The sequence below is a fragment of the Actinoallomurus vinaceus genome, from assembly GCF_039542055.1.
GTDB classification, from domain to species: Bacteria; Actinomycetota; Actinomycetes; order Streptosporangiales; family Streptosporangiaceae; genus Actinoallomurus; species Actinoallomurus vinaceus.
In genome coordinates, this window is sequence record NZ_BAABHK010000009.1 from 242,537 (window position 1) to 267,191 (window position 24,655).

The 24,655-nt window shown below is 71.7% G+C and carries 22 protein-coding genes and 2 pseudogenes; 12 read left to right on the forward strand and 12 right to left on the reverse strand.

All coding sequences use genetic code 11. The features are described 5' to 3' along the window. Positions 1-44 precede the first annotated feature (44 nt). The 4 genes from ABEA24_RS30010 to ABEA24_RS30025 form a co-directional block, all read right to left on the reverse strand. Positions 45-800, reverse strand: a complete 756-nt coding sequence (locus ABEA24_RS30010) for a hypothetical protein (RefSeq protein ID WP_345434526.1) — start codon at positions 798-800, stop codon at positions 45-47. After that, positions 794-1,396, reverse strand: coding sequence for a hypothetical protein (locus ABEA24_RS30015; RefSeq protein ID WP_345434527.1), 603 nt, complete (start codon positions 1,394-1,396; stop codon positions 794-796). The genes ABEA24_RS30010 and ABEA24_RS30015 overlap by 7 nt, the downstream gene beginning before the upstream one ends. Positions 1,397-1,505: 109 nt before the next feature. After that, entirely contained in the window at positions 1,506-2,126 is a 621-nt protein-coding gene (locus ABEA24_RS30020) for a hypothetical protein (protein WP_345434528.1), read from the reverse strand. Between the two features lie 245 nt (positions 2,127-2,371). After that, positions 2,372-3,274 carry a class I SAM-dependent methyltransferase gene (locus ABEA24_RS30025; RefSeq protein WP_345434529.1) on the reverse strand — a complete coding sequence of 301 codons (903 nt, stop codon included), beginning with the start codon at positions 3,272-3,274 and terminating at the stop codon, positions 2,372-2,374. A 196-nt stretch (positions 3,275-3,470) separates the two neighbouring features. Here ABEA24_RS30025 and ABEA24_RS30030 point away from each other — a divergent pair, with 196 nt between their 5' ends. From ABEA24_RS30030 to ABEA24_RS30040, 3 genes are all read left to right on the forward strand, one after another. After that, positions 3,471-4,400 carry a hypothetical protein gene (locus ABEA24_RS30030; RefSeq protein ID WP_345434530.1) on the forward strand — a complete coding sequence of 310 codons (930 nt, stop codon included), beginning with the start codon at positions 3,471-3,473 and terminating at the stop codon, positions 4,398-4,400. Positions 4,401-4,445: 45 nt separating this feature from the next. Continuing rightward, on the forward strand, positions 4,446-5,396 hold the full coding sequence (locus ABEA24_RS30035) for a hypothetical protein (protein WP_345434531.1): 951 nt from the start codon (positions 4,446-4,448) through the stop codon (positions 5,394-5,396). 167 nt (positions 5,397-5,563) lie between these two features. Next, positions 5,564-6,433 carry an enoyl-CoA hydratase-related protein gene (locus ABEA24_RS30040; protein WP_345434532.1) on the forward strand — a complete coding sequence of 290 codons (870 nt, stop codon included), beginning with the start codon at positions 5,564-5,566 and terminating at the stop codon, positions 6,431-6,433. A 99-nt stretch (positions 6,434-6,532) separates the two neighbouring features. On the opposite strand, the gene ABEA24_RS30045 is transcribed toward ABEA24_RS30040, so the two are convergent. Continuing rightward, on the reverse strand, positions 6,533-6,721 hold the full coding sequence (locus tag ABEA24_RS30045; protein WP_345434533.1) for a hypothetical protein: 189 nt from the start codon (positions 6,719-6,721) through the stop codon (positions 6,533-6,535). Between the two features lie 140 nt (positions 6,722-6,861). Between ABEA24_RS30045 and ABEA24_RS30050 the strand changes: the two genes are divergently transcribed. Then, on the forward strand, positions 6,862-7,512 hold the full coding sequence (locus ABEA24_RS30050; RefSeq protein ID WP_345434534.1) for a DUF4241 domain-containing protein: 651 nt from the start codon (positions 6,862-6,864) through the stop codon (positions 7,510-7,512). 50 nt (positions 7,513-7,562) lie between these two features. Here the strand turns inward: ABEA24_RS30050 and ABEA24_RS53730 are convergent, their stop codons facing one another. Continuing rightward, the gene (locus ABEA24_RS53730) at positions 7,563-7,892 is read right to left on the reverse strand and encodes a putative acetyltransferase (RefSeq protein ID WP_425551247.1); all 330 of its coding nucleotides are present in this window, start codon (positions 7,890-7,892) and stop codon (positions 7,563-7,565) included. A gap of 19 nt (positions 7,893-7,911) precedes the next feature. On the opposite strand from ABEA24_RS53730, the gene fdxA reads away from it, so the two are divergent. Both fdxA and dapC read left to right on the forward strand, forming a co-directional pair. Further along, positions 7,912-8,238: a ferredoxin gene (gene fdxA / locus ABEA24_RS30060; protein WP_345434536.1), complete on the forward strand. Its 327-nt coding sequence runs from the start codon at positions 7,912-7,914 to the stop codon at positions 8,236-8,238. Positions 8,239-8,453: 215 nt separating this feature from the next. Continuing rightward, complete coding sequence (gene dapC, locus ABEA24_RS30065) at positions 8,454-9,539, forward strand: succinyldiaminopimelate transaminase (protein WP_425551248.1); 1,086 nt, start codon at positions 8,454-8,456, stop codon at positions 9,537-9,539. 147 nt (positions 9,540-9,686) lie between these two features. Here dapC and ABEA24_RS30070 read toward each other — a convergent pair. Together ABEA24_RS30070 and ABEA24_RS30075 are read right to left on the reverse strand one after the other, a co-directional pair. Continuing rightward, positions 9,687-9,851: pseudogene (locus ABEA24_RS30070) on the reverse strand (response regulator); the annotation flags it as partial. A 23-nt stretch (positions 9,852-9,874) separates the two neighbouring features. Further along, positions 9,875-11,383 carry an MFS transporter gene (locus ABEA24_RS30075; protein WP_345434537.1) on the reverse strand — a complete coding sequence of 503 codons (1,509 nt, stop codon included), beginning with the start codon at positions 11,381-11,383 and terminating at the stop codon, positions 9,875-9,877. A gap of 154 nt (positions 11,384-11,537) precedes the next feature. Between ABEA24_RS30075 and ABEA24_RS30080 the strand changes: the two genes are divergently transcribed. Then, positions 11,538-12,278, forward strand: a complete 741-nt coding sequence (locus tag ABEA24_RS30080) for a TetR/AcrR family transcriptional regulator (RefSeq protein WP_345434538.1) — start codon at positions 11,538-11,540, stop codon at positions 12,276-12,278. Positions 12,279-12,390: 112 nt separating this feature from the next. Then, positions 12,391-13,533 carry an acyl-CoA dehydrogenase family protein gene (locus ABEA24_RS30085; RefSeq protein ID WP_345434539.1) on the forward strand — a complete coding sequence of 381 codons (1,143 nt, stop codon included), beginning with the start codon at positions 12,391-12,393 and terminating at the stop codon, positions 13,531-13,533. Here the strand turns inward: ABEA24_RS30085 and ABEA24_RS30090 are convergent. After that, a complete protein-coding gene (locus tag ABEA24_RS30090; RefSeq protein ID WP_345434540.1) occupies positions 13,530-16,358 on the reverse strand; it encodes a helix-turn-helix transcriptional regulator in 2,829 nt (942 codons plus the stop codon). The two genes, ABEA24_RS30085 and ABEA24_RS30090, sit on opposite strands and share 4 nt — an antisense overlap. A gap of 186 nt (positions 16,359-16,544) precedes the next feature. Here ABEA24_RS30090 and ABEA24_RS30095 point away from each other — a divergent pair, with 186 nt between their 5' ends. Continuing rightward, the gene (locus ABEA24_RS30095; protein ID WP_345434541.1) at positions 16,545-19,406 is read left to right on the forward strand and encodes a helix-turn-helix transcriptional regulator; all 2,862 of its coding nucleotides are present in this window, start codon (positions 16,545-16,547) and stop codon (positions 19,404-19,406) included. Positions 19,407-19,698: 292 nt separating this feature from the next. Next, positions 19,699-20,538, forward strand: a complete 840-nt coding sequence (locus ABEA24_RS30100; RefSeq protein WP_345434542.1) for an alpha/beta fold hydrolase — start codon at positions 19,699-19,701, stop codon at positions 20,536-20,538. Between the two features lie 88 nt (positions 20,539-20,626). Here ABEA24_RS30100 and ABEA24_RS30105 read toward each other — a convergent pair whose 3' ends face one another. Next, positions 20,627-21,493 carry an aldo/keto reductase gene (locus ABEA24_RS30105; RefSeq protein ID WP_345434543.1) on the reverse strand — a complete coding sequence of 289 codons (867 nt, stop codon included), beginning with the start codon at positions 21,491-21,493 and terminating at the stop codon, positions 20,627-20,629. A 346-nt stretch (positions 21,494-21,839) separates the two neighbouring features. Here ABEA24_RS30105 and ABEA24_RS30110 point away from each other — a divergent pair, with 346 nt between their 5' ends. Continuing rightward, the gene (locus ABEA24_RS30110; RefSeq protein ID WP_345434544.1) at positions 21,840-22,271 is read left to right on the forward strand and encodes an OsmC family peroxiredoxin; all 432 of its coding nucleotides are present in this window, start codon (positions 21,840-21,842) and stop codon (positions 22,269-22,271) included. 23 nt (positions 22,272-22,294) lie between these two features. Beyond that, on the forward strand, positions 22,295-22,795 hold the full coding sequence (locus ABEA24_RS30115; RefSeq protein ID WP_345434817.1) for a hypothetical protein: 501 nt from the start codon (positions 22,295-22,297) through the stop codon (positions 22,793-22,795). A 346-nt stretch (positions 22,796-23,141) separates the two neighbouring features. On the opposite strand, the pseudogene ABEA24_RS30120 reads toward ABEA24_RS30115, so the two are convergent. Both ABEA24_RS30120 and ABEA24_RS30125 read right to left on the reverse strand, forming a co-directional pair. Beyond that, positions 23,142-23,543, reverse strand: a pseudogene (locus tag ABEA24_RS30120) (NAD(P)H-binding protein); the annotation flags it as partial. A 155-nt stretch (positions 23,544-23,698) separates the two neighbouring features. After that, a complete protein-coding gene (locus ABEA24_RS30125; protein ID WP_345434545.1) occupies positions 23,699-24,631 on the reverse strand; it encodes a zinc-binding dehydrogenase in 933 nt (310 codons plus the stop codon). Positions 24,632-24,655 lie beyond the last annotated feature (24 nt).

Consider the following 24,655-nt stretch of genomic DNA (forward strand, 5'->3'; position numbering starts at 1 on the left):
GCGTGGTCGGAACACCGGTCGCTCCTCCTCCGGGGCGGCGTGGATCAGCCGGGCTGGGACTTGGTCTGGACCTCGCCGACCGCGAGGGCGAGGTTTCCGGCGGGTCCGTTCATCCGCCCGAACACCCCGCCGGCGGTGTCGCACTCGGCGCCTTGGCAGGCCCAGGTGACGTAGTAGCTGATGGTCGCGGTGACCGTGTACTTGCCGCCCGGCTGACTCGCCGACGACTTGTCGTAGGTGTAGCCGCAGTCGGTGCCGCCGGGCGTGCCCGCAGTCGCCCCGTCGCAGGTCGCGCTCTTCCCGTCGCCCATGCTCCAGGTCACGATCGGCTGGGAGGCGGTGACCGTCACCTGCTGGCCCGGCACCGTGGCCTGTGCCGTCTTGTTCCCCACGTCGTCCACCCACAGGCCGGTCGTCATCCGGATGTACGTGCGCGGGCTCGGCGCCGTGCCGATCTTCGGGACGGGCAGCTGGAGGTTGTCGCGGGCGTCGTAGGCGACGTCGATCGTGGGGACGTGCGGTGCGGCCTGGGGCGCGGCGCCGCCCGGGGCGCAGACCACCTGGCCGCCCACGGTCGGGCAGCCGAGGCCGGGGCCGGTGTCGCCGCCCCCACCCCCGCCACCGCCGCCTCCGCCCCCGCCACCGGTGCCGCCTCCACCGCCGGGGACGGTGCCGCCGCTGTGGGCGCAGGCGTTGGGGAGGCACAGCGGTGCCGCGGACGCCGTCCCGGCCGCCAGGCCGACGACGCCGCCCGCGAGGAGGATCGGCAGAACGGCGATGGAGGATCGTCTGGTCAGCATTTCCTGCCCTCCGTCGCGTCGGAGATCTTGTAGGTGCCGTCGGTGTAGCGCATGATCGCCTGATAGAGGTGGCTGCCGTCGTGCCAGGCCGCGAGTCGCTTTCCGGTCTTGGCGGAGAAGCGGTACGACCCGAGGGTCCGCACACAGTCGAGGATCACGACGATCGAGTCGTCGCTGGAACTGCCCTGAACACGCGGATTCAGCACATTGTGAAATCGCCAGAAGACACCCTGTCGCCGGACCTTCGCGACGTCCTTGTCGATGATCGACAGAAGGGGGTCCATGGCGACCGCGTCGAGCCGGCTCGTGTCGTTCGCCTCGTACGCCTGCTCGTACATCAGCTGGTACTCGCGGTAGGCGGTGAGGGCGGACTGCGGGGTCCTGGGGAGCGGGCCGCCACCGGCCGCCGGAGAGCCCGCCGGACCCGCCGTGCCCGCCGTGCCGTCGGACTGCGGCGCGGAGCCGGGGGATGAGGACGTAGTGGGTGAATCCGCCTGGACCTGCCCGCTGGGATGGAAGCCGCCGGCCGCACGGCCTCCACAGGCTGTGAGCAGGCCCACCAGGGTCAGTGTGCCGACGCACAAGCGGAATCGCATCGTCAATTCCCGGGCATCGGGGCAAATTACCTCATGAGCTTACTGAGGCGGTAGGGGCAAGAAAAGAGGTTCCCAAGAACCGGTGGATCGGTCCGGGACTTATCCCGGATTAGAGACGACCGACCAGCCGGACCAGATCGAGCCCCAGAATCATGTCGAGCGCGACCGCGGTCTCGAATTTCGCCCCCGGTGGTACCGATTCGTCCGTGGCGAGCCGGGACAGCGTCGACAGTGCGGCGGGAGTGTCCAGGTCGTCGTCGAGGCGCGCGACCGCCTCGGCCACGTACGAACGGTCGAGCGGCCGTCCCGGCGACTCGGCCCAGCCGGCGACGCCGCGCCGCCACGTGGTGAGCGAGGCGTCGGCCCGGGTCAGGTCCGCCCGTGAGTGGGCGACGTCCGCCCGGTAGTGGGTCTCCAGCAGCGCCAGGCGTACGGCGAGCGGGTCCAGGCCGTCCCAGGGCGCCGGGTCCCAGCGTCCAACGGTCTCGCCGACGTGCACGTCGGCCGGTCCCGAGGGCAGCTGGGCGGGGCGGACCCCCAGGTCCGGCGCCCCGGGCACGGCGTTCCAGATCCCCACCGCGCGCACCCGGTGGTGTCCGGCGAGACGGCGGATCAGGTCGCCGACCACCTGGGCGCGCAGGTCGTCGGCGCAGGCCACCCGGAGGAGCCCGGGGCGGGCCGGGACGACCTCCGCGACGCGGCCGGTTCCGGAGTCGTACAGGCGCAGCATGCGGACGACAGTACCCATCTCCCGGCGACCCGACCGTCCCTCCAGAGTCGCCAGAGGGGATGTTCGGCTCTCCGGGGGGGTGCGCCTGCGGGCCGGAGGGCCGGAGACGCTCACCCTTCCGGGGAAACGCTCCGCCATGCGGAGCGCCGGCGCCTGTAGGGCGGAGGTGGAGACGCTTCCCCTTCCGAGGAGGCGCTCGGCTGTGCGGCACGGGTTGCGCCTGCGGAGCGGAGGCCCGGAGGCGCTCAGCCTTCCGGGGAGACGCTCAGGTGCGGCGCCGATGGTGCCTGCGTGGCGGGGTGCCCGTGCGGGGCCGGCGGCGGCTGCGGGGCGGGTGGCGGCTGAGGAGCGGGCGGTGCCTGCGGGGCCGGCGGCTGGACGAGTTCGTCCCCGCCGGGCTTGCGTACGGCGGCGAACCGGAGCCGTACGTAGTCGGCCATCCAGCCGGACTCGCGGCGCAGGGCGGGCGCGGCGAGCTCGTTCACCCGGTCGAGAAGCGGGCCCGCGAGCTCCGGGGGGACCTCGGCGATCAACTCCGGCGCGAAGAGCCGGACCCAGTCGGCGGCGCCGTCCGGGCACTCGGCCAGGCGGGTGGGCCGGTCGGAGTACTCCATGAGCCGGATCACGAAGCCGCCCTCCTCGAGCCGGGCGGCGTACTCGGCCGGGGTGGGGAAGTACCAGGGCAGCTCGGGCTCGGGCAGGCCGAAGACGCGCCACGCCGTCTGCACGGCGGCGATCAGCTCGGCGCAGTTGCCCGCCCCGCCCATCTCGGCGACGAACCGCCCGCCCGGCCGGAGGGCGGCGTGCACGCTGGAGATGACCGCCGAGGGGGCACGGGACATCCAGTGCAGCGCCGAGTTGGAGAAGACCGCGTCGTACCGCTCACTGATCGTGAAGTCGTGCGCGTCGCCCACGGCGAACGACAGGTGAGGGTGCTCGGATCGCGCCGCGTTGACCATCTCGACCGATTCGTCGATGCCGAGGACCTCCGCGCCGCGCGCGGCGATCTCGACGGTCATCGTGCCGGTCCCGCAGCCCAGGTCGATGATGCGCTCGTCGGGCTGAGGATCGAGCAGGTCGAGCAGCGGCGCGCCGTGCGCGGAGACGTACCCGAACGCGGTGTCGTACGTCGCCACGGCCCATTGCATGAGCCGAAACATATAGGACAAAGCTCGCAGGTGCCGTAACGTCTCGAATCCTGGATCGTTAGTAGTGACTCGTGTCACGTCCGGGTCAGGATCCTTCTCCTCGGGAAGTGGGTTATCCACAGACCGGGGCGGAGGGCTTACGGCGCCCGAGCGCGCCGGGTCAGGCTTGCCGGGAGACCGATTCCCGGAGGCTTTCGTGATCGACCTGACGATTCCCGAGTCCGTGACGGCCCCCTTCGTGGTCGCCACCGCGCATCCGCTCGACGACCCGGCGGCCGCCGCGCGCGGCCGGGTGCGACTGCCGTTAGCGGCCGAGCTGCTCGGCTCGTCGCTCCTGCGGTTCCGCAGCCGCCCCGCGGCCGAGTCCGGCTACGCCGACCTGCTCGGAAGCGCCGCCTGGGCGCGTCCGGAGCAGGCGCACCTCCTCGACAAGGCCCGGCATCACATCGTCATCACCGGGCACGCCCCGCCCGTCTCCCAGCCCGAGCACGCGCAGGCGGCCCGCGAGGTCGCCCGGGTCGTCGCCGAGGCCTGCGACGGCGTCGTCTACGACGCCTGGTCCCACCAGGTGCTGCCGCACGCCTTCCGGTTCGGTGCCGAGCATCCCGAGTTCTGCCTGGCCGACGACTGGCTCGCGACCTTCATCACCGGCGAGGAGGACGGCGACGGGGGCGGCGGAGAGGGCGGCGACGGGGGCGGCGATCTGCGCCTCGTGACCGCCGGGCTGCACCGCTTCGGCCTTCCCGAGCTGGAGGCCGCCGGCGTCCCCGGCGGCAATCTGTTCGCGGCCGTCACGCTGCTGCGCTGCCTGGCCGTGGGGCTCCTCGACGAGCACTGGGCGTGGCTGGCCTGCAACCCCGGCGCGCGGTGCCGCCGCATCCCCGCCGAGACGCGGGTGGACGGTGCCGACGTGTGGCGCTACTGGGCGGCCGAGCCGGCCGGCGCCGCCGGTGCGCCCGTGCGCGTCCGACTGCGGCCCGCCCCGCCCGAGGGCGCCGACGCCCTGCCCTATCTCGTCGCCGGGCCGCCCGCCGGTTTCGACGCCCCCGCCGCCCTGTGGTGGAACGACGTCGTCGACCTGGCCATGCCGTACGTCCCCGAGGCGCCACGCCGCACCGCCGCCTGAGCCGCGGAGCGCGCGCCCGTCCACCACGAACACCAGGAGGCGGTCATGTCCCCCTTCGTGCTGTCCGTTCCCGAGGTCGTCACCTCGCACTATGTGATCGCGACCAGCGAGCCGCCGGCCGACCCCTACGCGGTCGTCCCGTGGCGCGTGCCCGAGCCGTTCCGCAAACCGGCCATCGAGGCGCTCAAGACCCCGCGCCTCGGCATCTTCACCATCGACGCCGGCGAGGCGACCTGGCGTCTCGACGACGTCCTGGCCTGCGAGGAGGATCGGCGGCGCATCCGCGAGTCCTCCCACCAGATCCTGCTCGTGCACCAGGCGCTGACCGTGGAGCAGCCGCACCGCGAGCAGGTCGCGCGCGCCGTGGCGCGGGCCCTCGCCGACGCCACGGGCGGCGTCCTCATCGACCCGCAGGCCCGGCAGGTCCTCCTCCGCGACGGCCTGGCCCGCGCCGAGCGCGGCTGGTTCCGCATGGGCGACCAGTGGTTCGGCACCCGCTACGACGTCGACGAGGCGGCGCGCCGCCTGCATCCGCCCGGCGGTGACCCCACCGCCTGCGGGTGCCTGCGCATCACCCTCCTCGGACTGCGGCGGTTCGGGCTGCCGGACCTCGCGATCGACAAGGTCGCCTGCGCCCAGGACCTGCCCGCGCTCAACCTCCTGCGCGCGGTCGCGTCCCGGCTGCTGACCGACCAGTGGCGGTGGTGCCGGGAGCGCCCGGCACGGCCCACGCGCCGGCTCGACGACCATCCGAAGATCGAGCCCGACGACTTCTGGGCCTTCTGGGGCGCCACGCCCTACCTGGACGGCCGCCCGGTCATCACGCGACTCGTGACGAGCTCGGCCACGACGCTGGAGGTGGCCCCGCCCGACGGCTACGCCGGCACCGTGGCCGACTGGAGCCGGGAGGTCCTCGCTCCGGCGATGCCACCCGTGGTCGGCTGCCCCGCCGACGAGGACTCGGCCCACGCCCGCTCCGCCGGCGGCGGCGCATGACGGCCGGCGGGGTGGACCGCCCAGCGGGGCGGACCGCTCGCCGACGAGGACTCGGTCCGCCACGCGCTCCGCCGGGGCGGCGGGTGACGCCGGCGGGTGGACCGGTCCGCCGGGCCGAGCGTTCTAGAATCCGATTCTGTATTCGTTCGCGGGCACGAGGAGCAGCAGTGACGTACACCGAGATCGACTACACCGTGGCCGACGGGATCGCCACCATCACGCTCGATCGGCCCGAGCGGCTCAACGCCTTCACGCTCGTGATGCGCGGCGAGCTGATCGACGCCTTCGACCGCGCCGACGCGGACGACGCCGTGCGGGCGGTCGTCGTCACCGGCCGGGGCCGGGCCTTCTGCGCCGGCGCCGACCTCGAGCGCGGCGGTTCGACCTTCGACTACAAGGCCGCCAAGGAGATGTTCGGCGGCGAGGACACCTTCGAGGACGGCGCGCCCCGCGACGGCGGAGGCACCGTCGCCCTGCGGATCGCCCGGTCCCTCAAGCCGGTCATCGGGGCGATCAACGGGCCGGCGGTGGGCGTGGGCGTCACGATGACCCTTCCGATGGACATCCGGCTCGCCGCCGACGGTGCGAGGTTCGGCTTCGTGTTCGCCCGGCGCGGCATCGTCACCGAGGCCGCGTCGAGCTGGTTCCTGCCGCGGATCGTCGGCATCTCCCAGGCCATGGAGTGGGCCGCGACGGGCCGGGTCTTCGGCGCCGAGGAGGCGCTCCGCGGGCGGCTCGTGTCCGCCGTGCATCCCGCGGACGAACTCCTGGACGCGGCCTACGCCCTGGCCGGGGAGATCGCGGCCAACACCTCGGCGGTGGCCGTCGCGGCCGTGCGGCGGCTGATGTGGTCCGGCCTGGGCCTGTCCTCACCGTGGGACGCGCACCGGGCCGACTCCCGCCTGATGTACACGCTCGGGTCCGCACCGGACGCGGCCGAGGGAGTGACGTCGTTCTTGGAGAAACGCCCGGCGGACTTCCCGATGAAGGTCAGCCAGGACCTGCCCGCGGAGGTCCCCGACTGGCCGGCCCGGTGACCGGCCACCAGCCGCTGCGAGCCCGGTCCGCCGTTCCCTGACCGGCGCGAATGAGCGCGGCTCGGGCGAGGGCCCGTGCCTGGGCTTCCGGCGGCCGGCTCACCGGTCGTTACCTGGCCGGGGCCGACTCGTCCGACGGCGTCGGCGGGTGCCGGAGTCGTCGAAGTGCTCGGTGCGCAGCCCGCAGTCCGGCAGGCGCGACGTGCCACCCGCCCCGGCGGCAGGGCCGTACGGCGTGCCTCGGATGGGCGTGCCGTTGATGGTGAAGACGATCGCCGCCGTCGGCACGTCAGTCGACAGGCTCGGCGGTCGGCGAGGTCATGCCTGCCGGACGGTCAGGGGCCCGATCGCGGTATCCCGAAACATGATCAACGTGTGGTTATAGTCACTCCACGTTGTCCGCCTTCGCGCGCTCTCCGGGAGAGTCCATGCCTGTCGCCCCGCCCGACCTGTCCGCGTATTTCACGGACGGCAGAAGCTACCGGGACACGGGCACCACGATCGTGGGCGATCCGTACGACTTCCTCCAGAAGATCACGGTCGAGTACCTGGGCGAGCTGTCGATGCCGAGCGGGCGGGTCCTCGTCTGCGATCCGATGCTCGTCGGCTCCGACCTGCCGGCCCTCGCCGAACACATCGAGCCCGGCCGCCATCCGGTCTCGGTGGCGAGGCTGACCACGGCGATGGCCGATCACCCCGAGGGCACCTGGAGCGAGATCGCCGCCATGCGGATCGTCGTCCGTGACACCCCTGCGGTCGCCTGGGAACCGGCGCTGCTGGAGGGGCAGGAGGACCCCGAGGTGCTCTACGGCTACCCGGTCGACACCGGCTTGGCCTGCTTCGTGGACATGGGTGCCAACACCGCCTTCGCGCAGCAGGACGACCCGTGGGAGAACCTGACCGAAGTGTCCCGCGGCTGGGACGTCGTACCGGCCGTCGTCACCGATCCGGCCACCGGCCACGCCATCGCGGTCACCCACTCGGGCGCGGGTGACGGCCTCTATCCGACCTGGATCGGCCGCGACGCCGACGACGAGGTCACCTGCGTCGTGACGACGTTCATGCACGACATCAAGTGAGCATCCCGCGAGCGCCGCTGATCCGCTGAACCGCGTGACCGGCGGGCGGGTCAGGTTCGGGGCGCGCGGCGCGGGGGCGGCGGGGGGACGGTCTTGCCCGCCACCAGCTCGGCCTCGGGCACCGAGACGATCGAGCCGTCCCGGCGGCGTACGGTCAGCCGGCCGTCCGCCCATCCTTGGAGCTCACCGACGACGTCGCTGTACGATCCGCTGGCAAGGCGGCGTCGGAGCGACACGCGACGTCCGATGTCGGACGGAGCGATCGAAATGACATACCGGGCGGAGAAACGCGGTCCGATGTGACGCCCCCCATGGTGAAAGCGCTGACTGACAGCAGCAATACTAGGTAATGACACCGCTGCGAGCGTGGCGATGGCCACAGACGTTGAGGAGTAGGACGTGACCTACGTCATCGCGCAGCCTTGCGTGGACGTGCTCGACAAGGCATGCATCGAGGAATGCCCCGTCGACTGCATCTACGAGGGCAAGCGCATGCTCTACATCCACCCGGACGAGTGCGTCGACTGCGGCGCCTGCGAGCCGGTGTGCCCGGTTGAGGCGATCTTCTATGAAGACGACACGCCGGATCAGTGGAAGGACTTCTACAAGGCGAACGTGGAATTCTTCGACGATCTGGGCTCGCCGGGAGGGGCGTCCAAGGTCGGCAAGATCGACAAGGACCACCCGGTCGTTGCGGCTCTGCCGCCGCAGGGCGAGGACGCCTGAGCCCACGCGCCCGGCGCCTTCCGGACGCGTGAGTTCAGCACAGGCCGAGGCGCGCCGTCTGCCCGTCAGTGGCAGGCGGCGCGCGGACGTTCGAACGAACGCGCTGCGGCGAGCGGAGCGTCCGGCCGGCCGGTGTTGTTCTGCGCGCCTCCGGCACGACGAAGGCCGGACACGGAGCGAGTGAGAAGCGTGAGCGAGCGATGGGTGGGGGACAGATGATCAAGACGCTGCCGGACTTTCCCTGGGACCTGCTGGCCCCGTACAAGGAGCAGGCGCGGCAGCACGCCGGCGGCATCGTCGACCTGTCGGTCGGCACGCCGGTCGACCCCACGCCCGAGATCGTCCGGCGGGCGCTGGTGGACGCGGCCGACGCGCCGGGTTACCCCGCGACGTACGGCACCCCCGAACTGCGCGACGCCGTTGCGGGCTGGCTGACCCGCCGGCTCGGCGTCGAGGCCGACCCGGCCGCGATCCTGCCGGTCATCGGCACCAAGGAGGCCGTCGCCTGGCTGCCCACGCTGCTCGGCGCGGGCCCCGGCGACACCGTGGCCTTCCCCGAACTCGCCTACCCGACGTACGACGTCGGCGCGCGGCTGGCCGGCGCGACGTCCCGGGCCGTCGACGGGCTCCTCTCCCTGGGCCCGGAGACGCCGAAGATCGTCTGGATCAACTCGCCGTCGAACCCCACCGGCAAGGTGCTGCCGGCCGAGCATCTGCGCAAGGTCGTGGCATGGGCGCGGACGCGCGGCGCCATCGTCATCAGCGACGAGTGCTACATCGAGCTCGGCTGGGACGCCGAGCCGGTGTCCGTCCTGCGCCCGGACGTCTGCGACGGAGACCACGGCGGCCTGCTCGCCCTGCATTCACTGTCCAAGCGTTCCAACCTCGCCGGGTACCGCGCCGGCCTCATCACCGGCGACCCCTCCTTGGTCGCCGCGCTCCTGGAGGTCCGCAAGCACGCGGGCATGATCGTGCCCGCGCCGGTCCAGGCCGCGATGACGGCCGCCTACGGCGACGACGCGCACGTCGAGGAGCAGCGCGCCCGCTACGCCCGCCGGCGCGCCGTCCTCCGTACGGCCCTGGAGTCGTACGGCTTCCGCATCGACCACTCCGAGGCGGGCCTGTACCTCTGGGCGACCCGCGACGAGCCCTGCTGGGACACCGTGAAGGCGATGGCCGAGCTGGGCGTGCTCGTCGCCCCGGGCGAGTTCTACGGCGAGGCGGGCGCTCGGCACGTGCGTGTCGCCATGACCGCCACCGACGAGCGCGTCGACGCCGCCGTCGCCCGGCTGACCGCCTGACCCACCCCGCGCGTGCCCCCGGTCGCGCCCCGCCTTCGCCGGGGAGCATCCCGTGGCGGCGGTGGCGGGCGTCGGCAGGGCGGCGCGGGAGTGTTCCGCCCGCAGGCGCGGCGCCGCGGCGAGTCCTTCCAGCCGGAAGCCGGGAGGCATCCGTACGTCCACGATCGCCACGTCGGGTGGGTCGGCCCGGACCGCGGTGAGCATGGCGGTCGCGTCGCCCACCGCGGCCGAGACGGTGATCCCGGCGTCCTCGAGCAGCCGGGTGAGACCACGCCGGAAGAGCATGCCGTCCTCGGCGAGCATCACGCGCATGGGCTGAGGTCAGACCGCCGTGATCATGCGTTGCTCTCGACGGCCGGTTCGGCGGTCTTCTCCGGTTCGGGGCGGGGTTTCGGGCGGAGCACCGAGAAGGCCAGCACGGCGGCGGCGATGCCGCCGAACACCCCGACGATGGAGGTGGCGGACATCGCGTCGACGAACGCGTCCTTCGCGGTCCGGGCCAGCGTCGCGTCGCCGCGTGCCGCCGCGATGGCGAGGGCCTCGCCGATCGAGTGCCGCGCCGGGCCCGTGACGCTCTTGGGCATGGCGGAGGTGTAGGCCGCCGTGAGAACGCTGCCCAGGATGGCCACGCTGAGCGCCTGGCCGACCTGCTGGACGGTGTCGTTGACGGCCGAGCCGACTCCGGCCCGCTCGGGAGGCAGCGCGCCCAGCAGCGTGCCGTAGGCGGCAGGTCCCGCGGTCCCGCTGCCCGCGCCGATGACCACGAGGGCGATGGAGAGCTTCAGGTAACCGTCGCCCGGAGCGATCGAGTAGAGCACCCCGAAGCCCGCAGCCAGGAAGATGAGCCCGGCGGCGAGCGCGACCCGGGCGCCGAACCGCTTGTCGACCACCACGCCGATGCCGTTGAAGGCCATCGCGGTGATGACGAGCGGGATCAGCGCGGTCCCCGCCTTCATCGGCCCGTACCCCAGCACGAACTGCAGGTACTGCGTGAGCGCCAGCAGCACGCCGCCGGCGGAGAACGACAGCAGGACGATCGACAGGCTGGCGCCGCTGAAGTTCCGGTCGCGGAACAGGGCCAGCGGCAGCATCGGCTCCGGGCAGCGCCGCTCCCACAGCGCGAAGGCGACGAGCGCCACGACGGCGACGGCGAACCCGCCGAGCGTCTGGGCGGAGGACGAGCCGTCCTTGGCCGAGTTGATGACCCCCCACACCAGGGCGGTGATGCCGACCATGGACAGGAGGGCGCCGACGAGGTCGGGGCGGACCGCGGGCCCACGGGACTCGGGGATGATCAGCAGCGCGGCGACGATGCCGAGTGCGGCGATCGGCACGTTGAGCAGGAAGACCGAGCCCCACCAGAAGTGCTGCAGCATGAAGCCGCCGAGGGTGGGGCCGCCGACCGCGCCGAGCATGAGGACCGAGCTCCAGATGGCGATGGCCTTCTTGCGCTCCGTGTCGTCGAAGACGGTGGTGAGGATGGACAGCGTGCCCGGCATCAGGAACGCGCCGCCGATTCCCATGGCGGCGCGGGCGGCGATGAGCTGACCGGGGCTGCTCGCGAAGGAGGCGACGAGGGACGCGCCTCCGAACAGGACCAGCCCGATGATCAGTCCGCGGCGCCGGCCGTGCCGGTCGGACAGGCTGCCCGCGGTGAGTAGCAGCCCGGCGAAGACCAGGATGTACGCGTCGATGATCCACTGGATGTCGGAGCTGCTCGCGTGGATGTTCCGGATCAGCGACGGGATGGCGACGTTGAGCACCGTGTTGTCGATGACGAGGACGAGCAGGCTCAGGCACAGCACGCCGAGGATCCACCAGCGGCGCGGATGAGAGGTCGACATGAGCGTCCGTTCGTACGGTGTGCGATTTTCTCGAACACCGTACCATCGGTGTCGAACGGTGTACGAGAAATCTCGCACACTGTGCGAGCGCCGGTAGGCTGGCATGGCAGGCCACTCCGGTAAAGGACGTCGAATGTCGTCGAACGCTGATCCCATGGCGAACTCCGTCTGGACGCGGCCGCCGCGCTCACGCGGCGCCCAGCCGACGCTGAGCCGCGACCAGATCGTGCGCGCCGCCATCGAGCTGCTCGACGAGAAGGGGCTCGACGGCCTGAGCATGCGCCGTCTCGGCAGCCGGCTGGCCGCCGGTGCCACCTCGCTCTACTGGTACGTCGCTACCAAGGACGAACTGCTCGAGCTGGTCGTCGACGAGATCATGGGGGAGATCGAGGTCCCGGAGGTCGAGGCGGCGGACTGGCGGACCGCGGCCGCCGCCATAGCGCATGGAATGCGGGGGATGATCCTCCGCCATCCCTGGGTCACCGGCCTGTTCGGTGTCCGCCCGAACATGGGCCCCAACGCGATGCGCATGAGCGATCGAGTCGTCGGGATGCTGACGGCCGCGGGCTTCACGGGCGTACCGGTCGCCTACGCCAGCTCGCTGCTGCTCTCCCACGCCATCGGCTCCGCCACGACGGAGGCGGCGTGGCGGAGGTCGATCGCCCCGTCGGGCAAGACCGCCGACGAGGTGATCGACGAGATGCGGCCGTACATCGACGAGGTCGCCGCCCAATACCCGAACTACGGCGCGTGGTGGCAGGAGAACAGGACGATCAACGTCAATGAGATGCAGGACGACAACTTCGCCTTCGGGGTGGAGCGGCTCCTCGACGGCCTGCAGTCCTGGCTCGATCGGCGTGACGCCGGGGATCGGCACGACGCCGGCCGGCCGTGAGCCACGGCGCGCCCCCTATCGGCCGATCGCGGCTCTCAACGGCCGGGAGTGACCGGTATGTAAGTGATAAATTACTCGAGAGCCGGTCGGTTCGAACCGAGGGAGGCCGAGAGTGCGGCGCGAGATCTTCACCGATGAGCACGAGGCCTTCCGCGACATGGTGCGGTCGTTCATCAGCAAGGAGATCGAGCCGTTCCACGCGCAGTGGGAGAAGGACGGCGTCGTCTCCCGCGACGTGTGGCTGGCCGCCGGCCGGCAGGGGCTGCTCGGCATCGACATCCCCGAGGAGTACGGCGGCGGAGGCGACCCCGACTACCGCTACTACGTCGTGTTCAACGAGGAGCTGGCCCGCGCGGGGATCCACGGCCCCGGCTTCGCGGTGCACAACGACATCAACGGCGCGTACCTCAACCGGCTGGCCACCGACGAGCAGAAGCGGCGGTGGCTCCCCGGCTACTGCTCCGGCGAGATCATCACCGCGATCGCCATGACCGAGCCGGCCGCCGGGTCCGACCTCCAGGGCATCCGCACCACCGCCGTACGCGACGGCGACCACTACGTCCTCAACGGGCAGAAGACGTTCATCTCCAACGGCGTCCTGTCCGACCTGGTCATCGTGGTCGCGCGGACCGATCCGGAGGCCGGGCACCAGGGCATCAGCCTCCTCGTCGTCGAACGCGGCATGAAGGGCTTCGAGCGCGGCCGCAACCTCGACAAGATCGGCATGCACGCCCAGGACACCGCCGAGCTGTACTTCGAGGACGTCCGCGTGCCCCGGGAGAACCTCCTCGGCGAGGAGGGACAGGGGTTCGTCCACCTCATGCAGAACCTCCCGAGGGAGCGCGTGTCGATCGGCGTGACGGCCCTGGCGGGTGCGGAGAAGGCGTTCGAGCAGACCCTGGAGTACTGCAAGACCCGGGAGGCGTTCGGCCGCCCGATCGGCCGCTTCCAGCACAACCGGTTCACCCTGGCCGAGATGAAGACCGAGCTGACGGTGGCCCGCTCCTTCACCGACCGGTGCATCACCGAGCACGTCGCCGACCGCCTCGGCACCGAGGAGGCCTCGATGCTCAAGTGGTGGAACACCGAGCTGTGCAACCGGGTCATCGACCGCTGCCTGCAGCTGCACGGCGGTTACGGCTACATGACCGAGTACCCGATCGCCAAGGCGTACCTCGACTCCCGCATCCAGACCATCTTCGGCGGCACCACCGAGATCATGAAAGAGATCATCGGCCGCGGCCTCGGCGTCTAGCTCTGACCTGCACCGCCTCTGCCCGCGGCGGACGCGCCGGCGTCCTGTTGGAGCCGGGCCAGTCCGACTCGGGACTTGATGCCGAGTTTGGTGAAGACGTGGCGGAGGTGGCTGTTGACGGTGTGGGGGGAGAGGAAGAGCTGTTCGGCGACTTCGCGGTTGGTGAGGCCTTCGGCGACGAGTCGTGCTACCGAGGCTTCGGCGGCGGTCATGGCGGCCCAGCCGTGGGTGGCGGGTTCGCGGACGACGAGGCGGCGGTGGATGCCGAGGTCGCGTAGCCGGCTGCGGACTCGGCGAGCGTCCCAGGCGGCTCCGAGGTCGGTGTAGCGGGTGAGGGCCTGGCCGAGGAGGGCCGTCCCGGTCTCGTGGTCGGCCGTGAGCCGGCTGCTGCCGAGGGCTTCGGTCGCCATGGCCCGCTCCAGCGGCCGACGGCACTGTTCGAACCCGTCCATGGCGGCGCGGAGGTCGTCCTGGTCGTCGGCGAGCAGGCCGTGGACGTAGGCCCGGGTCGCCTCGATGGCCTGTGACGGGGGGTTGATCAGCACTCGGTTTCGAGTGTTGCCGAGGGCGAGCTCGGCGAGCGTGGTGTCGCCCGTCGCGACGGCGATTCCGGCCAGCATCATCTCGTCGGTGACGTCCTGCGGGAAGCGGGGGAGCACCGGGGGACCGTCGAGGTGGGTCAGCCAGTGGCGTGCGGCCGCCATGTCGCTGTCGCCGACGGAGGTCAGCGCGAGCATCCAGGCGGCGTGGCGCTGGTTGGCCGGGGTTCCGTGTTCGAGCATCACCTTGGCGATCTCGGCGGCGCGGCGCAGCTGGCGGGTGTCGCCCATGTGCATGGCCGCCCGTGCCATGGCGCACAGGCCGGCGCCGTCCAGCGCGGCCACGGCGCGGGTGCCGTCCTCGAGTTCGAAGCGGCCTTCGAGGATGGCCGCGGCCTCGGAGATGCGCCCGAATCGCAGGCACAGCCGCGCCTGCCAGACTTCGTACATTTCGTAGGTGAAGCCCTGGCGGTCGCGCTGGGCGGCCGTCACTCCTTCCCTGGCGATGGTGAATGCCTCGTCCTCGCGGTCGAAGTGGGAGTGCATCTCGCCGCAGTACATCTGGAGCATCCGGATCAGGGTGCTGTTCTCACCCGCGGCCAGGCCTTCGCGGGCGGTGTTGGTGAACAGCTCGAACGACTCGGCGAACCGTTCCTCGGCGTAGGCGATCCCGGCCTCGGTGACGTTGAGGATGAGGGACGCGCGGGGGTCTCCGGTCACCGCGAGGGCGGCGCGCGCCTCGGGGGCGGCGAGCCGTGCCTCCTTGAGCCGTCCGGTGACCAGCAGGTTGTAGGCCAGGGACGCCAGGTGCGCGGCCCGCATCGGCGGCGAGATGCCCGGCAGGTTCAGGGCCTTGCGGATGGTGGCGACGCGGACGTCGGCGGAGATGGCGAACATGTTCGCGATGCCGAGCCGGACCTGGGCCTCCTGTTCGACGGGCAGGGTGTCGCGTAGCGCCACGTCGGTGAACTCGACGGCTTCGGTGGAGTTCCCGGCCGCGTGCAGGGCCACGGCGGTGACGCTGACGATCTCGCCGCGCAGTGGGTGCTGGCGGGGTGCGAGGTCGAGCGCTCGCCGGCCGAAGTCGGCGGCGGAGGCCGCGTCGGTGGCGACGACGGTTCTGGCGGCCTGCAACAGGGTCGAGATGGCGACTTCGTCGCCTGGTTCGGCGCTGCCGGCGAGTTGGTGCGCGACCTCGACCGGGAGGGCGCCGCGTTCCAGCAGTACCCCGGCGGCCTGGCGGTCGAGGGCGCTGCGTGCGCTGGCCGGGACGCTGCGGCGTACCGCGTCCCGGGTGATGTCGTGCCAGAAGGCGAGCTTGGTGTCGCGTTCGACGAACAGGTCGGCGTCCAGCAGTTCGCCGACCGGCGCCAGCAGGTCGGAGGTCGGGCAGTCGAGCAGCTGGGCCAGGTCGGTGAAGGAGAAGCGCCGTCCCAGGGAGGCCGCGACGATGACCGCCTCCCGCGCTGAGGGCGACAGGAGCGCGATGCGTTCTCGCATCTTGTGGGAGACGCGGCGGGGGAGCCGGGTTTCGCGGACGTCGGCGAGGCCACCGGTGATCTCGACACGCTCCTCTTCGTGCAGGCCCAGGAGGGTCTCGACGAGGAGGAAGGGGTTGCCGTCGGCCTTGTCGGCCAGGGCGCGGATGTTGTGGCCCGGCTCGGCGCCGAGGATGTCCGTGCTGATGTCGGTGACCGCCTCGGCCGGCAGTGGTTCGAGGGTGACCTTGCACAGGTCCCGGCCTTCGAGGTAGTCCAGGGTGCGGGCGATCGGGCTCGACTCGGGCGCCGGCCGGGCGGCGATGATCCAGGCGATCGGGATGTCCCGGAGCCGCAGCGGCAGCTCGCGCAGCGCCGCGGCGGTGCCGGCGTCGACCCACTGTGCGTCGTCGACGCACACGGCGAGCGGCGAGTGGAGGGCGGCCTTCTCCAGGATCGCTTCCAGATCCCGGAGCAGCCAGAACCGCTGGTCGGGCTGCGGCGGCGCGGAGGGGAGCTCGTCGCGGGACAGCAGCGGTTCGTGTCCGTCGAAGAGTGCCGACAGCAGCGTGGACATCTCGACGGCGCTGTCGTTGGGCTCGGCCGTGACGCCTCCGGCCCGGATGCCGAGCCGGTCGGCGACGGCCTGGGCCTCGGCCAGCAGCCGGGTCTTGCCGATGCCGGCTCCGCCGGTGACGACCATGGCGCTGCCGGTGCCGTCGGCCACCCGCCGAAGCTCGTGCTCGATGAGCCGGAGTTCTGGTGACCGGCCCCGGAATTCGCAGGGCCACCAGCGTTCTCTGTTCATCGGTGGCCTCCTTCCGGCGCCGCAGATCAGCGTAATAGGTGCTTACGGGTAATCACCAGCGGGTGATGGCGCCCTTAGCTATGGCTCGATCGAGTGATTCGGGCCGGCACGCCGTTGACCGAAGCTCTGAGGCGTAGGCCGACACAAGCCACGGCGGCGTGGGGAGACGGAACGATGGACAGCCCGATGAGGACCTCAGCGAGCAAGGCGTCCCCGGTTCCCGCGGCACGGCTGACCGTGCCGACCGGAGCGGCTCGGCGTGCTGGAGTCGCCACGGAGGTTCTCCGCGGCCGGGCTCAGCAGATGACGACGGTGCTGCACAGGCTCCGCGCGACCGCTCGCGGCGGGCACGGACAGGTCCTGATCGTCACCGGCGAGCCGGGCATGGGCAAGTCGGCGCTGGCCCGCGCGATCGCCGCGGAGGCTGTGACGCTGCGGTTCCGGACCGGCAGCGCCAACGCCGACAACGTGGGGCGGCTCTCCCCAGGGGCACCCCTGCTGATGGCGCTGCGTCACGGTCCTCAGCCGCTGCTCAGCGGCGACGAACTGATCGACCTGGCCGTGCAGGTCGACGAACCGCTGGTGCTCTTGGAGGCGATCAGCGACCGGCTGGAGGCCGCCGCGGCCGCCGGGCCCGTCCTGCTGACCATCGACGATCTGGAGCGGACCGACCAGCTCACCCGGTTCCTGCTGCGAACCCTGCCGTTTCGCCTGGCCGCTCTCCCGATCGTCTGGCTGCTCGTAGGGCGCGTGGCGCCGGACGGTGTCCTCGACGATCTCGGCACCCTCAGCGGCTCCCGGTCCGGTCAGATCGCGGTCGAGCGGATGGAGCTTCCGCCGCTGACGGCCGACGCGGTCCTGGACATCGGCAGGGATCGGCTTGGCGAACGGTTCGGTGACGCGGCCGAGATTCTGGCCCAGGCGGACGGCAACCCGTTCCTCGCCGTCCAGATCATCGACGCTGTGAACAGCGTGCGCGCCGGGCACCACGAGGGCCCCGAACAGTCCGTACGGCTGTCGGTGCCGCGGCGGGTCGCCCACGGGGTCCACCACACCCTCGTCCGCCTCAGCCCGCGGGCCGTCGACCTGGTCAGGGTGCTGGCCGTCCTCGGCCGGCCGGCGGCTTCTCGGGACGCGGAGGCCCTGATCGGCGCCTCCCCGGCGGAGACCGCCACGATCCTGGACGAGGCGGTCGAGGCGGGGGTGCTCGACCGCCGAGACGGCAGGATCGCCTTCCGCTATCGCCTGGTACGCGACGCCGTCTACCTCGACCTGGACGAACCCACCCGGCGCGCACTGCACCGCCACTGCGCTCGGCATCTTGCGGCCGGAGGCGCCGGGGCCGCGGTGATCGCCGCACACGCCCGGGAGGGCATCGAACCCGGCGAGACGGAGTGCGCGGCGATCATCATGCGGGCCGCCACCGATCTCGTCGCACCGACCCCGCACACCGCCGGGGAGCTGGCGGTGACCGCGCTCCGCGCGCTGCGGCCCACCGACCGGTCGTATCCGGAGTTGGGGGAGCGGTGCGTGCGCGTTCTCGGCCTGGTCCAGCGCTGTGACGACGCGATCGAGGTCGGCGACCTGGTCCTGGCCCACCTCGACGACGGGGAGTCGGTGTCGCGCGTCGAGCTCGGGCTGGCCCGCGCGTTGTGGTTGGCCGGTCGCTGGGAGGAGGCGTCGGCGCGGTGCGCTTCGGTACTGGCCAGGAGCGATCTGACCGGGCCGATGCGGATTCGGCTCAACGCGCTGCAGGCGCTGGTCGACTCCCGGCTGCGCGGTGCCGCCGTGACGCGCCCGCGGGCCGAGGCCGCCTTGGCCGAAGCTCGGCGGCTCGGCGACCACGAGGCGCGGATCACCGCACTGCACGCGCTCGCCGAGATCACCCGCAATGGGGCCGATCACGCCGCCTCCCTGGCGTACTTCCGCCAATTGCGCGCCGAGAACCAGCCGGAGTTCTTCGCCCAGGAGATCATGGCGCTGCAGCACCTGGACCGCTACCGCGACGCCGAGGCGCTGCTGAAGCAGGCCTGGAGCGAGTCGGTGGACCAGCCCGCTTCGGCCCGCCCGGCGCTGCTGTACGCCCAGATCTGGCAGGGCTTCAACCTGGGCCGCCTGGACGACGCCGAGGCGGGGGCGCGGACGCTGCTGACCCTGGCCCGAGAGCTCGGCTCCCGGATGTGCGAGCTGGAGGCCGCCTCGATCGTGAGCATGGTCGCGATCTACCGGGCCCGGCCGGAGGACGCCCGGCGCGAGCTCGCCCTCGACGGGAACGGGCCGGCCGCCGCCGACGAGGCTCACGCGCCGCCTCTGCTGCTGGCCCGGGGCTGGCTGACCGCCGCCACCGGGGAGCCGGCCGCGGCGGTCCGGCTGCTGACACCCCTGGTCCGCGCGGCCTCCGACGAGCGCGACGCCTGGCCCTGGAAACCGGGATGGCTGCCGGTGCTGACCACGATCGGCGTCGCCGCCGACGACCCGGAGTTCCTTCACGAGGTCCTGGCCCTGGCCGAGACCGGCGCGGCCCGCAACCCCGGCGTGGCGAGTTTCGAGGGCATCGCGCTCCACATCAGGGGACTCGTCGAGCGGGATCCCGCCCTGCTCCAGCGCGCGGTCGACGTCTTGGCCGCCGGCCCCCGCTCGCTCCTGGCGGCCTGGGCACGAGAGGGACTGGGCACCCACCTGCTGGCGGCGGACGGACGCACCCGCGGGATCACTCAGCTGGACCTGGCCTGGGAGGCCTACCAGCAGGCCGGTGCCCTGGCTCCGATGCTGCGCGTACAGAAGGTACTGCGGAAGGCCGGGGTCCGCCGCGCCCGCTGGGCCGTCACCGAGCCTGCCCCGACGCTCGGCTGGGCGGCGCTGACCGAGGCCGAACGCACCGTCGCCCGCCTGATGGGCAGCGGGTACTCCAACAAGCAGATCGCCGCCGAACTGCAGGTCTCCACCAACACTGTCGGCACCCACGCCCGATCAATCTTCACCAAGCTCGACGTACGCTCCCGAGCCCAGCTCAGCAACCAGTACCACGAACAGATCACCGGAGCATGAGCACGCGACCGGCATGGCGGCTCAAGGCCGCTCATCCGCGCCGGCCGCCTCGGAGCAGGTCCATGTGACCAGAGTGCAGGCGCCTCATGCCGGCGAACGTACCGAGGAGAGGTCTCACCTGTTCGGGTGAGCGATCGGACGCGGCGATCGTGTGACGGTAACGAGTGATCGGACCCGTCACGCCCCCGCTCATGACCACGACCGCGATGACCCGCGACGCCCGGAATAGCGGCGGCGGGCCCAACGAGGCCCGCTGCCACCGGACACACGATCACCTCAACGGAGCAGACCAATGGAGTACCTGAAAGCCGAGACCTCCACCGTCGAGGGCTCGAACGGAGTCACCTATGCGTACCGGCGCCTGGGCCCGCAGGGCGGCCGTCCACTCGTCCTCCTGCAGCACTTCCGCGGGAACCTCGACAACTGGGACCCGGAGCTCGTCGACGCGCTGGCCGCCTCGCGGGACGTCATCACCTTCGACAACGTGGGCGTGGCCGCGACGACGGGGTCCACCCCCGGCACCTTCGCCGAGATGGCCGACGGGGCGATCCTGTTCACCGAGGCGCTCGGCCTCGACCGGATCGACCTGCTCGGGTTCTCCATCGGCAGCTTCGTCGCCCAGGAGATCGCACTCGCCCGGCCGTCGCTGGTGGCGAAGGTGGTCCTCGCCTCCACCGCACCCCAAGGAGCGCCGGGCATGCACGGCTGGGCGCCCGACGTCATGACCGCGGTCGGCGAACCGACGACCGGACCAGAAGGGTTCCTGCGGGTCTTCTTCGCCGACTCGCCGACCAGCAGGGCCGCCGGTCGGCAGGCCATGGGCCGGATCTACGGGCGGACCGAAGGACAGGACGAGCCGACCGACTGGCGGACCCGCAACGCACAGTACGACGCGGTCCTGAAGTGGGGAACGCCGAACTTCGGGCTCCTGCAACGGCTCGCCGCGATCGAGCAACCGGTGTTCATCGCCAACGGCGACAGCGACCCGATGATCCTTCCCTGGTACTCGTACCTCACCGCGAGCCTGATCCCCGACGCGTCCGTCAAGATCTACCCGGACTCGGCCCACGGCTTCCTGTACCAGCACGCCAAGGCCTTCGCCGCCGACGTCCACGAGTTCCTGGACGCCTAGAACAGGTGAGCATCCGGGCCTCGGGGCGCTGACGGCAGGCTCCGAGGCCCGGCGAGCGACGGCAACGGCCGCCGATGTACCACTCGCCTCAGGCGGCTTTCGTGAGGGTCTCGAACTCCTCGTCCGACAGCCGTACCGAGGCGGCCGCGACGTTCTCCTCGAGGTGGGCGACCGTTGAGGTTCCGGGGATGGGGAGGATCACCGGGGATCGGCGGAGCAGCCAGGCGAGCGCGAGTTGGGAGGGCGTCGCGCCGTGGGACTTGCCGATGGCGGCCAGCGGGCCGTGGGGGTCGGCGAGGCGGCCGGTCGCGATGGGGAACCAGGGGATGAAGGCGAGGCCCGCTGCCTGGCAGTACTCCAGGACGTCCTCGGAGTCGCGGTCGGCGAGGTTGTAGCGGTTCTGGACCGACGCGATCTCCGCGAGCCGGCGGGCCTGCTCGAGTTCGGCCACTGATACCTGGGACAGGCCGATGTGCCGGATCTTTCCCTCCTGCTGAAGCAGGCTCAGCTCGCCGAGCGACTCCTCGACGGGGACCTGCGGGTCGATGCGGTGCAACTGGTACAGGTCGATGCGGTCGAGGCCGAGGTTGCGCAGGCTCTGCTCGGTCTGCCGCCGCAGGTACTCCGGCCGGCCGTTGGGGACCCACTGGCTCGGCCCGGGCCTGATGAAGCCGCCCTTGGTGGCGATGACCAGGTCGTCGGGGTAGGGGTGCAGGGCCGTCCTGATCAGTCGCTCGCTGACGTTCGGGCCGTAGGAGTCGGCGGTGTCGATGAAGGTCACCCCGAGGTCGACGAGGCGACGCAGGACCCGGATCGCTTCGCCGGGGTCGCGGGGTTCGCCCCAGACGCCGGGCCCGGTGATGCGCATCGCGCCGTAGCCGAGGCGGTGCACCGGCAGGTCACCGCCGAGGAGGAAGGCGCCGGAGGCCGCTGCGGGAGAGTGTGGGTCGGTCATTTTTTCAAAGTCCCATGTGAGGACCCGCACGCTTCCTCACCTATTCATGCGAGATACACGGCCGAGCGTGATCCGCAGAATGGGGCCCGTGAGAGCGACGAGGGCCCCTGCCCTTCGAGACCAGCGAGCCAGGAGTGTTCTGCGTCGGCGACGTACGCAGCGGTAGCGTGAAACGCGTAGCCACCGCCGTCGACGAGGGCTCCGCTGCGGTACGGCTCGTCTTCGAACGACGCCGGATCGACGAGGCCGAGATCCTCTGACGACCTCCGCGCCACTTAAATCCGCCCGCGCAGATCGCCGCCGGCGAAGACCACTAGCGACCAGAAGCCACGACGAAGGAGGAGATATGCCCGTCTCGAGAGCACACGCCACATGGAACGGTGACATCCCCAGCGGATCCGGCACCTTCACCGCAGGGGACAGCATCACCGGCGGCGTCACCTACAAGTCCCGGTTCGAGGGCGGCCCGGGATCCAATCCGGAGCAGCTCATCGGAGCCGCCCACGCCACCTGCTTCTCGATGGCCCTCGCCAACGCCCTGGCCGGGGCGGGTTTCCCGCCAGAGTCGATCGACACCGACGCCTCGGTGACCCTGCGCCCGATCGACGGCGTCCCGACCATCATGAAGATCGAGCTCGTCACGAGGGCGCGGGTTCCCGGGATCGACGAGGCCGCGTTCGGTGAACTCGCCGCATCGGCCAAGGCGAACTGCCCGGTGAGCCGGGCGCTCGTGGGCGTCCCTGAGATCAGCCTGCAGGCGACCCTCGTCGGCGAGTGAGGGCGGGCTGGACGTCACCGACCATGGCGAGCGAATATGCGCTCCGGATCCCCCTCGAACGGCACGTCATCAACACCGAGCGGCCGTTCGCCGCCGTCGTCGAGGAGATCCGCGAACACCTCGGCCGCTCCGAGCCGGGCGACGGGCATGGGTTGGTGTTGATGAGCGATGGACTCCGCGTTCGACGGGCCAACGGTACGCCGGTGCCGGCCAGGCTCGTCGGTCTTGGCGAGCTCGACGTCGGCCTCGGACCGGCTGGGCGGCCCGAGGCCGGGCGGATGCTGAGACTCCTGGTCGACATGCCCGCCGCCACGGGAGAACTGGTCCGTTTCCTGCCGGACGCCGGAGTGAGCTGTCCTGCGACGATCCTTGTGCGGGAGACAGGAGACGGTGGCGCCCGGCTCGTCTACGACTCCGTCGCCAGCTCGGTCTCGATCTACCAGGAAGAGGAGTCCCTGTCCGTCGCCCGGCGTCTCGACACGGAGGTTCTGGCCCTGCTCCGTCACGTCGCGGACCGTGAGTGACCGACGCTGTGGCCCGGTCCCGATAGCTGGACCCACCCGACACCGGCACCCGTCCGGGCCGGGGAGCCACGGGACTGTTCAGGGGAGCTAAGCGGTCAACGCGTCGACCACTTCGATGTCGGTTGAACGGCGTCAGGAAGGTTCGCTGCTCGCTGGTCTCGACGGTGACCCTGGCGTGCGTCAGCGGGTGTTCGCGCGTCTTCGTGTCCCAGACCACGCCGTCGAAGGCGACGTCGGCCGTGATGTACGCGACGCGGCGCCATCGGTCCCGGCCGCCGTGGGCCTTGAGGCTGATCTGCAGGAACCGTCGTACACCGGCCTTCTCAGCGGCGTCGGCGAGCAACACCGAGGCGCCCCGGTCGACGGTGTCCTTGCGGAGCGCGCCGCTGTTCGGACCCGCCCCCGCGGCGAAAACGGCCGCGTCCGCGCTATCAAGGGCCGCCGCCACCGCGTCGACGTCGGCCGACTCCAGGTCGAGGACCACCGCCTCGGCTCCCGCCGCTTCCACATCTGCGGCCTGCTCCGGTTCGCGGATCAGCCCCAGGACCGTGTGGCCCGCCGCTGTCAGCTCACGTTCCAGCAGCAGAGCGGTCTTTCCGTGCCCGCCCGCGACGACGATTCGCATGTGTCCGCCCCTTCCTGACGAGTCGCGTTCCCCTGTGGGGGGGGATCTGATCAGCTCGTGCATCGACGGCGACATCACGCGAACAGGTGAGGAGGGCTGCGTCGACAAGGCCGCATCACCCATCCGGGTGGTGCGCCCGCTGTAGAAGTCGTGGTCCCCTCCTCGTCGTGACAACCACCCACATGATCGTCCTCCGATGTGCCGGCCGCCCCGCGGTAGAAGCCCGGTGACGCGTCTCCCTCGCCGGAGGGCGACGCGTCACCGGGCTCCTCGCCGCGTCAGCCGACCGTGAGGACCGCGTTGCCGCGGATCCTGCGGGCGCGCAGGTCGGTGATGACGTCGGCGGTGCGGCTCCAGTCGAGCACCGTGCCGATCTCGGGGTGCAGGCGGCCGCCGGCGACCAGCCTGACGAGCGCGGCCAGGTCCCGGCCGTAGGTCGCGTCGGACACCGTGTAGTCGAAGTGCCTGATGGCACCCTGGCCGGGGCCTTTGAAGAAGTCGAAGAAGTCGAGCGTCACGGGCGTACGGCTGGCCTGGCCGAACCAGACCAGCAGACCGCCCGGGGCCAGGCGCGCGAGTGCCGCGGGCAGGCTGTCGCCTCCGACCGACTCCAGCACGACGTCGTACGGGCCCGTCGCTTCGTTCACCGAGGTCAGCAGGTCCGTCGCGCCGAGCTCCAGCAGCCGGGCGCCGCGCTCCCGGGTGGCGCTGACGACCGTGACCTCGGCGCCGGACGCGGCCGCGAGCTCGGTGACGTAATGGCCGACGCCGCCGCTGGCGCCGGTGAGGAGCACGCGCCGGCCGGCGAGCGGGCCCGCCGCACGGAGCAGCCGCAGCGCGGTGATCCCGGCCAGCGGCAGCGCCGCCGCGGTCACCGCGTCCACGCTGTCGGGCAGTTCGGCGACGCTCGACGTCGGCACGGCGACCCGCTCGGCCCAGCCGTAGGCCGGTGGATGCGCCACCACGCGGGTGCCGGCCGCGGGCCCGGTGCCGTCCGCCGCGGCGCGCACGACGGTGCCGGCGACGTCCTTGCCCGGGCGCCAGCCCGGCCAGCGGCGGTCGAGTGCGCCGTCGAGCTGGAACGTCTCGCCGCGGTTGACGGAGTACGCCTCCACGGCGACCACGAGTTCGTCGGCGGCGGGCTCAGGCTCGGTGGCCTCACCGAGGATGACCGGCTTGTCGGCGGCTGAACCGGGAAGCATCGCCTTCATCAGGAGCCTCTTTCGGGGTGTACG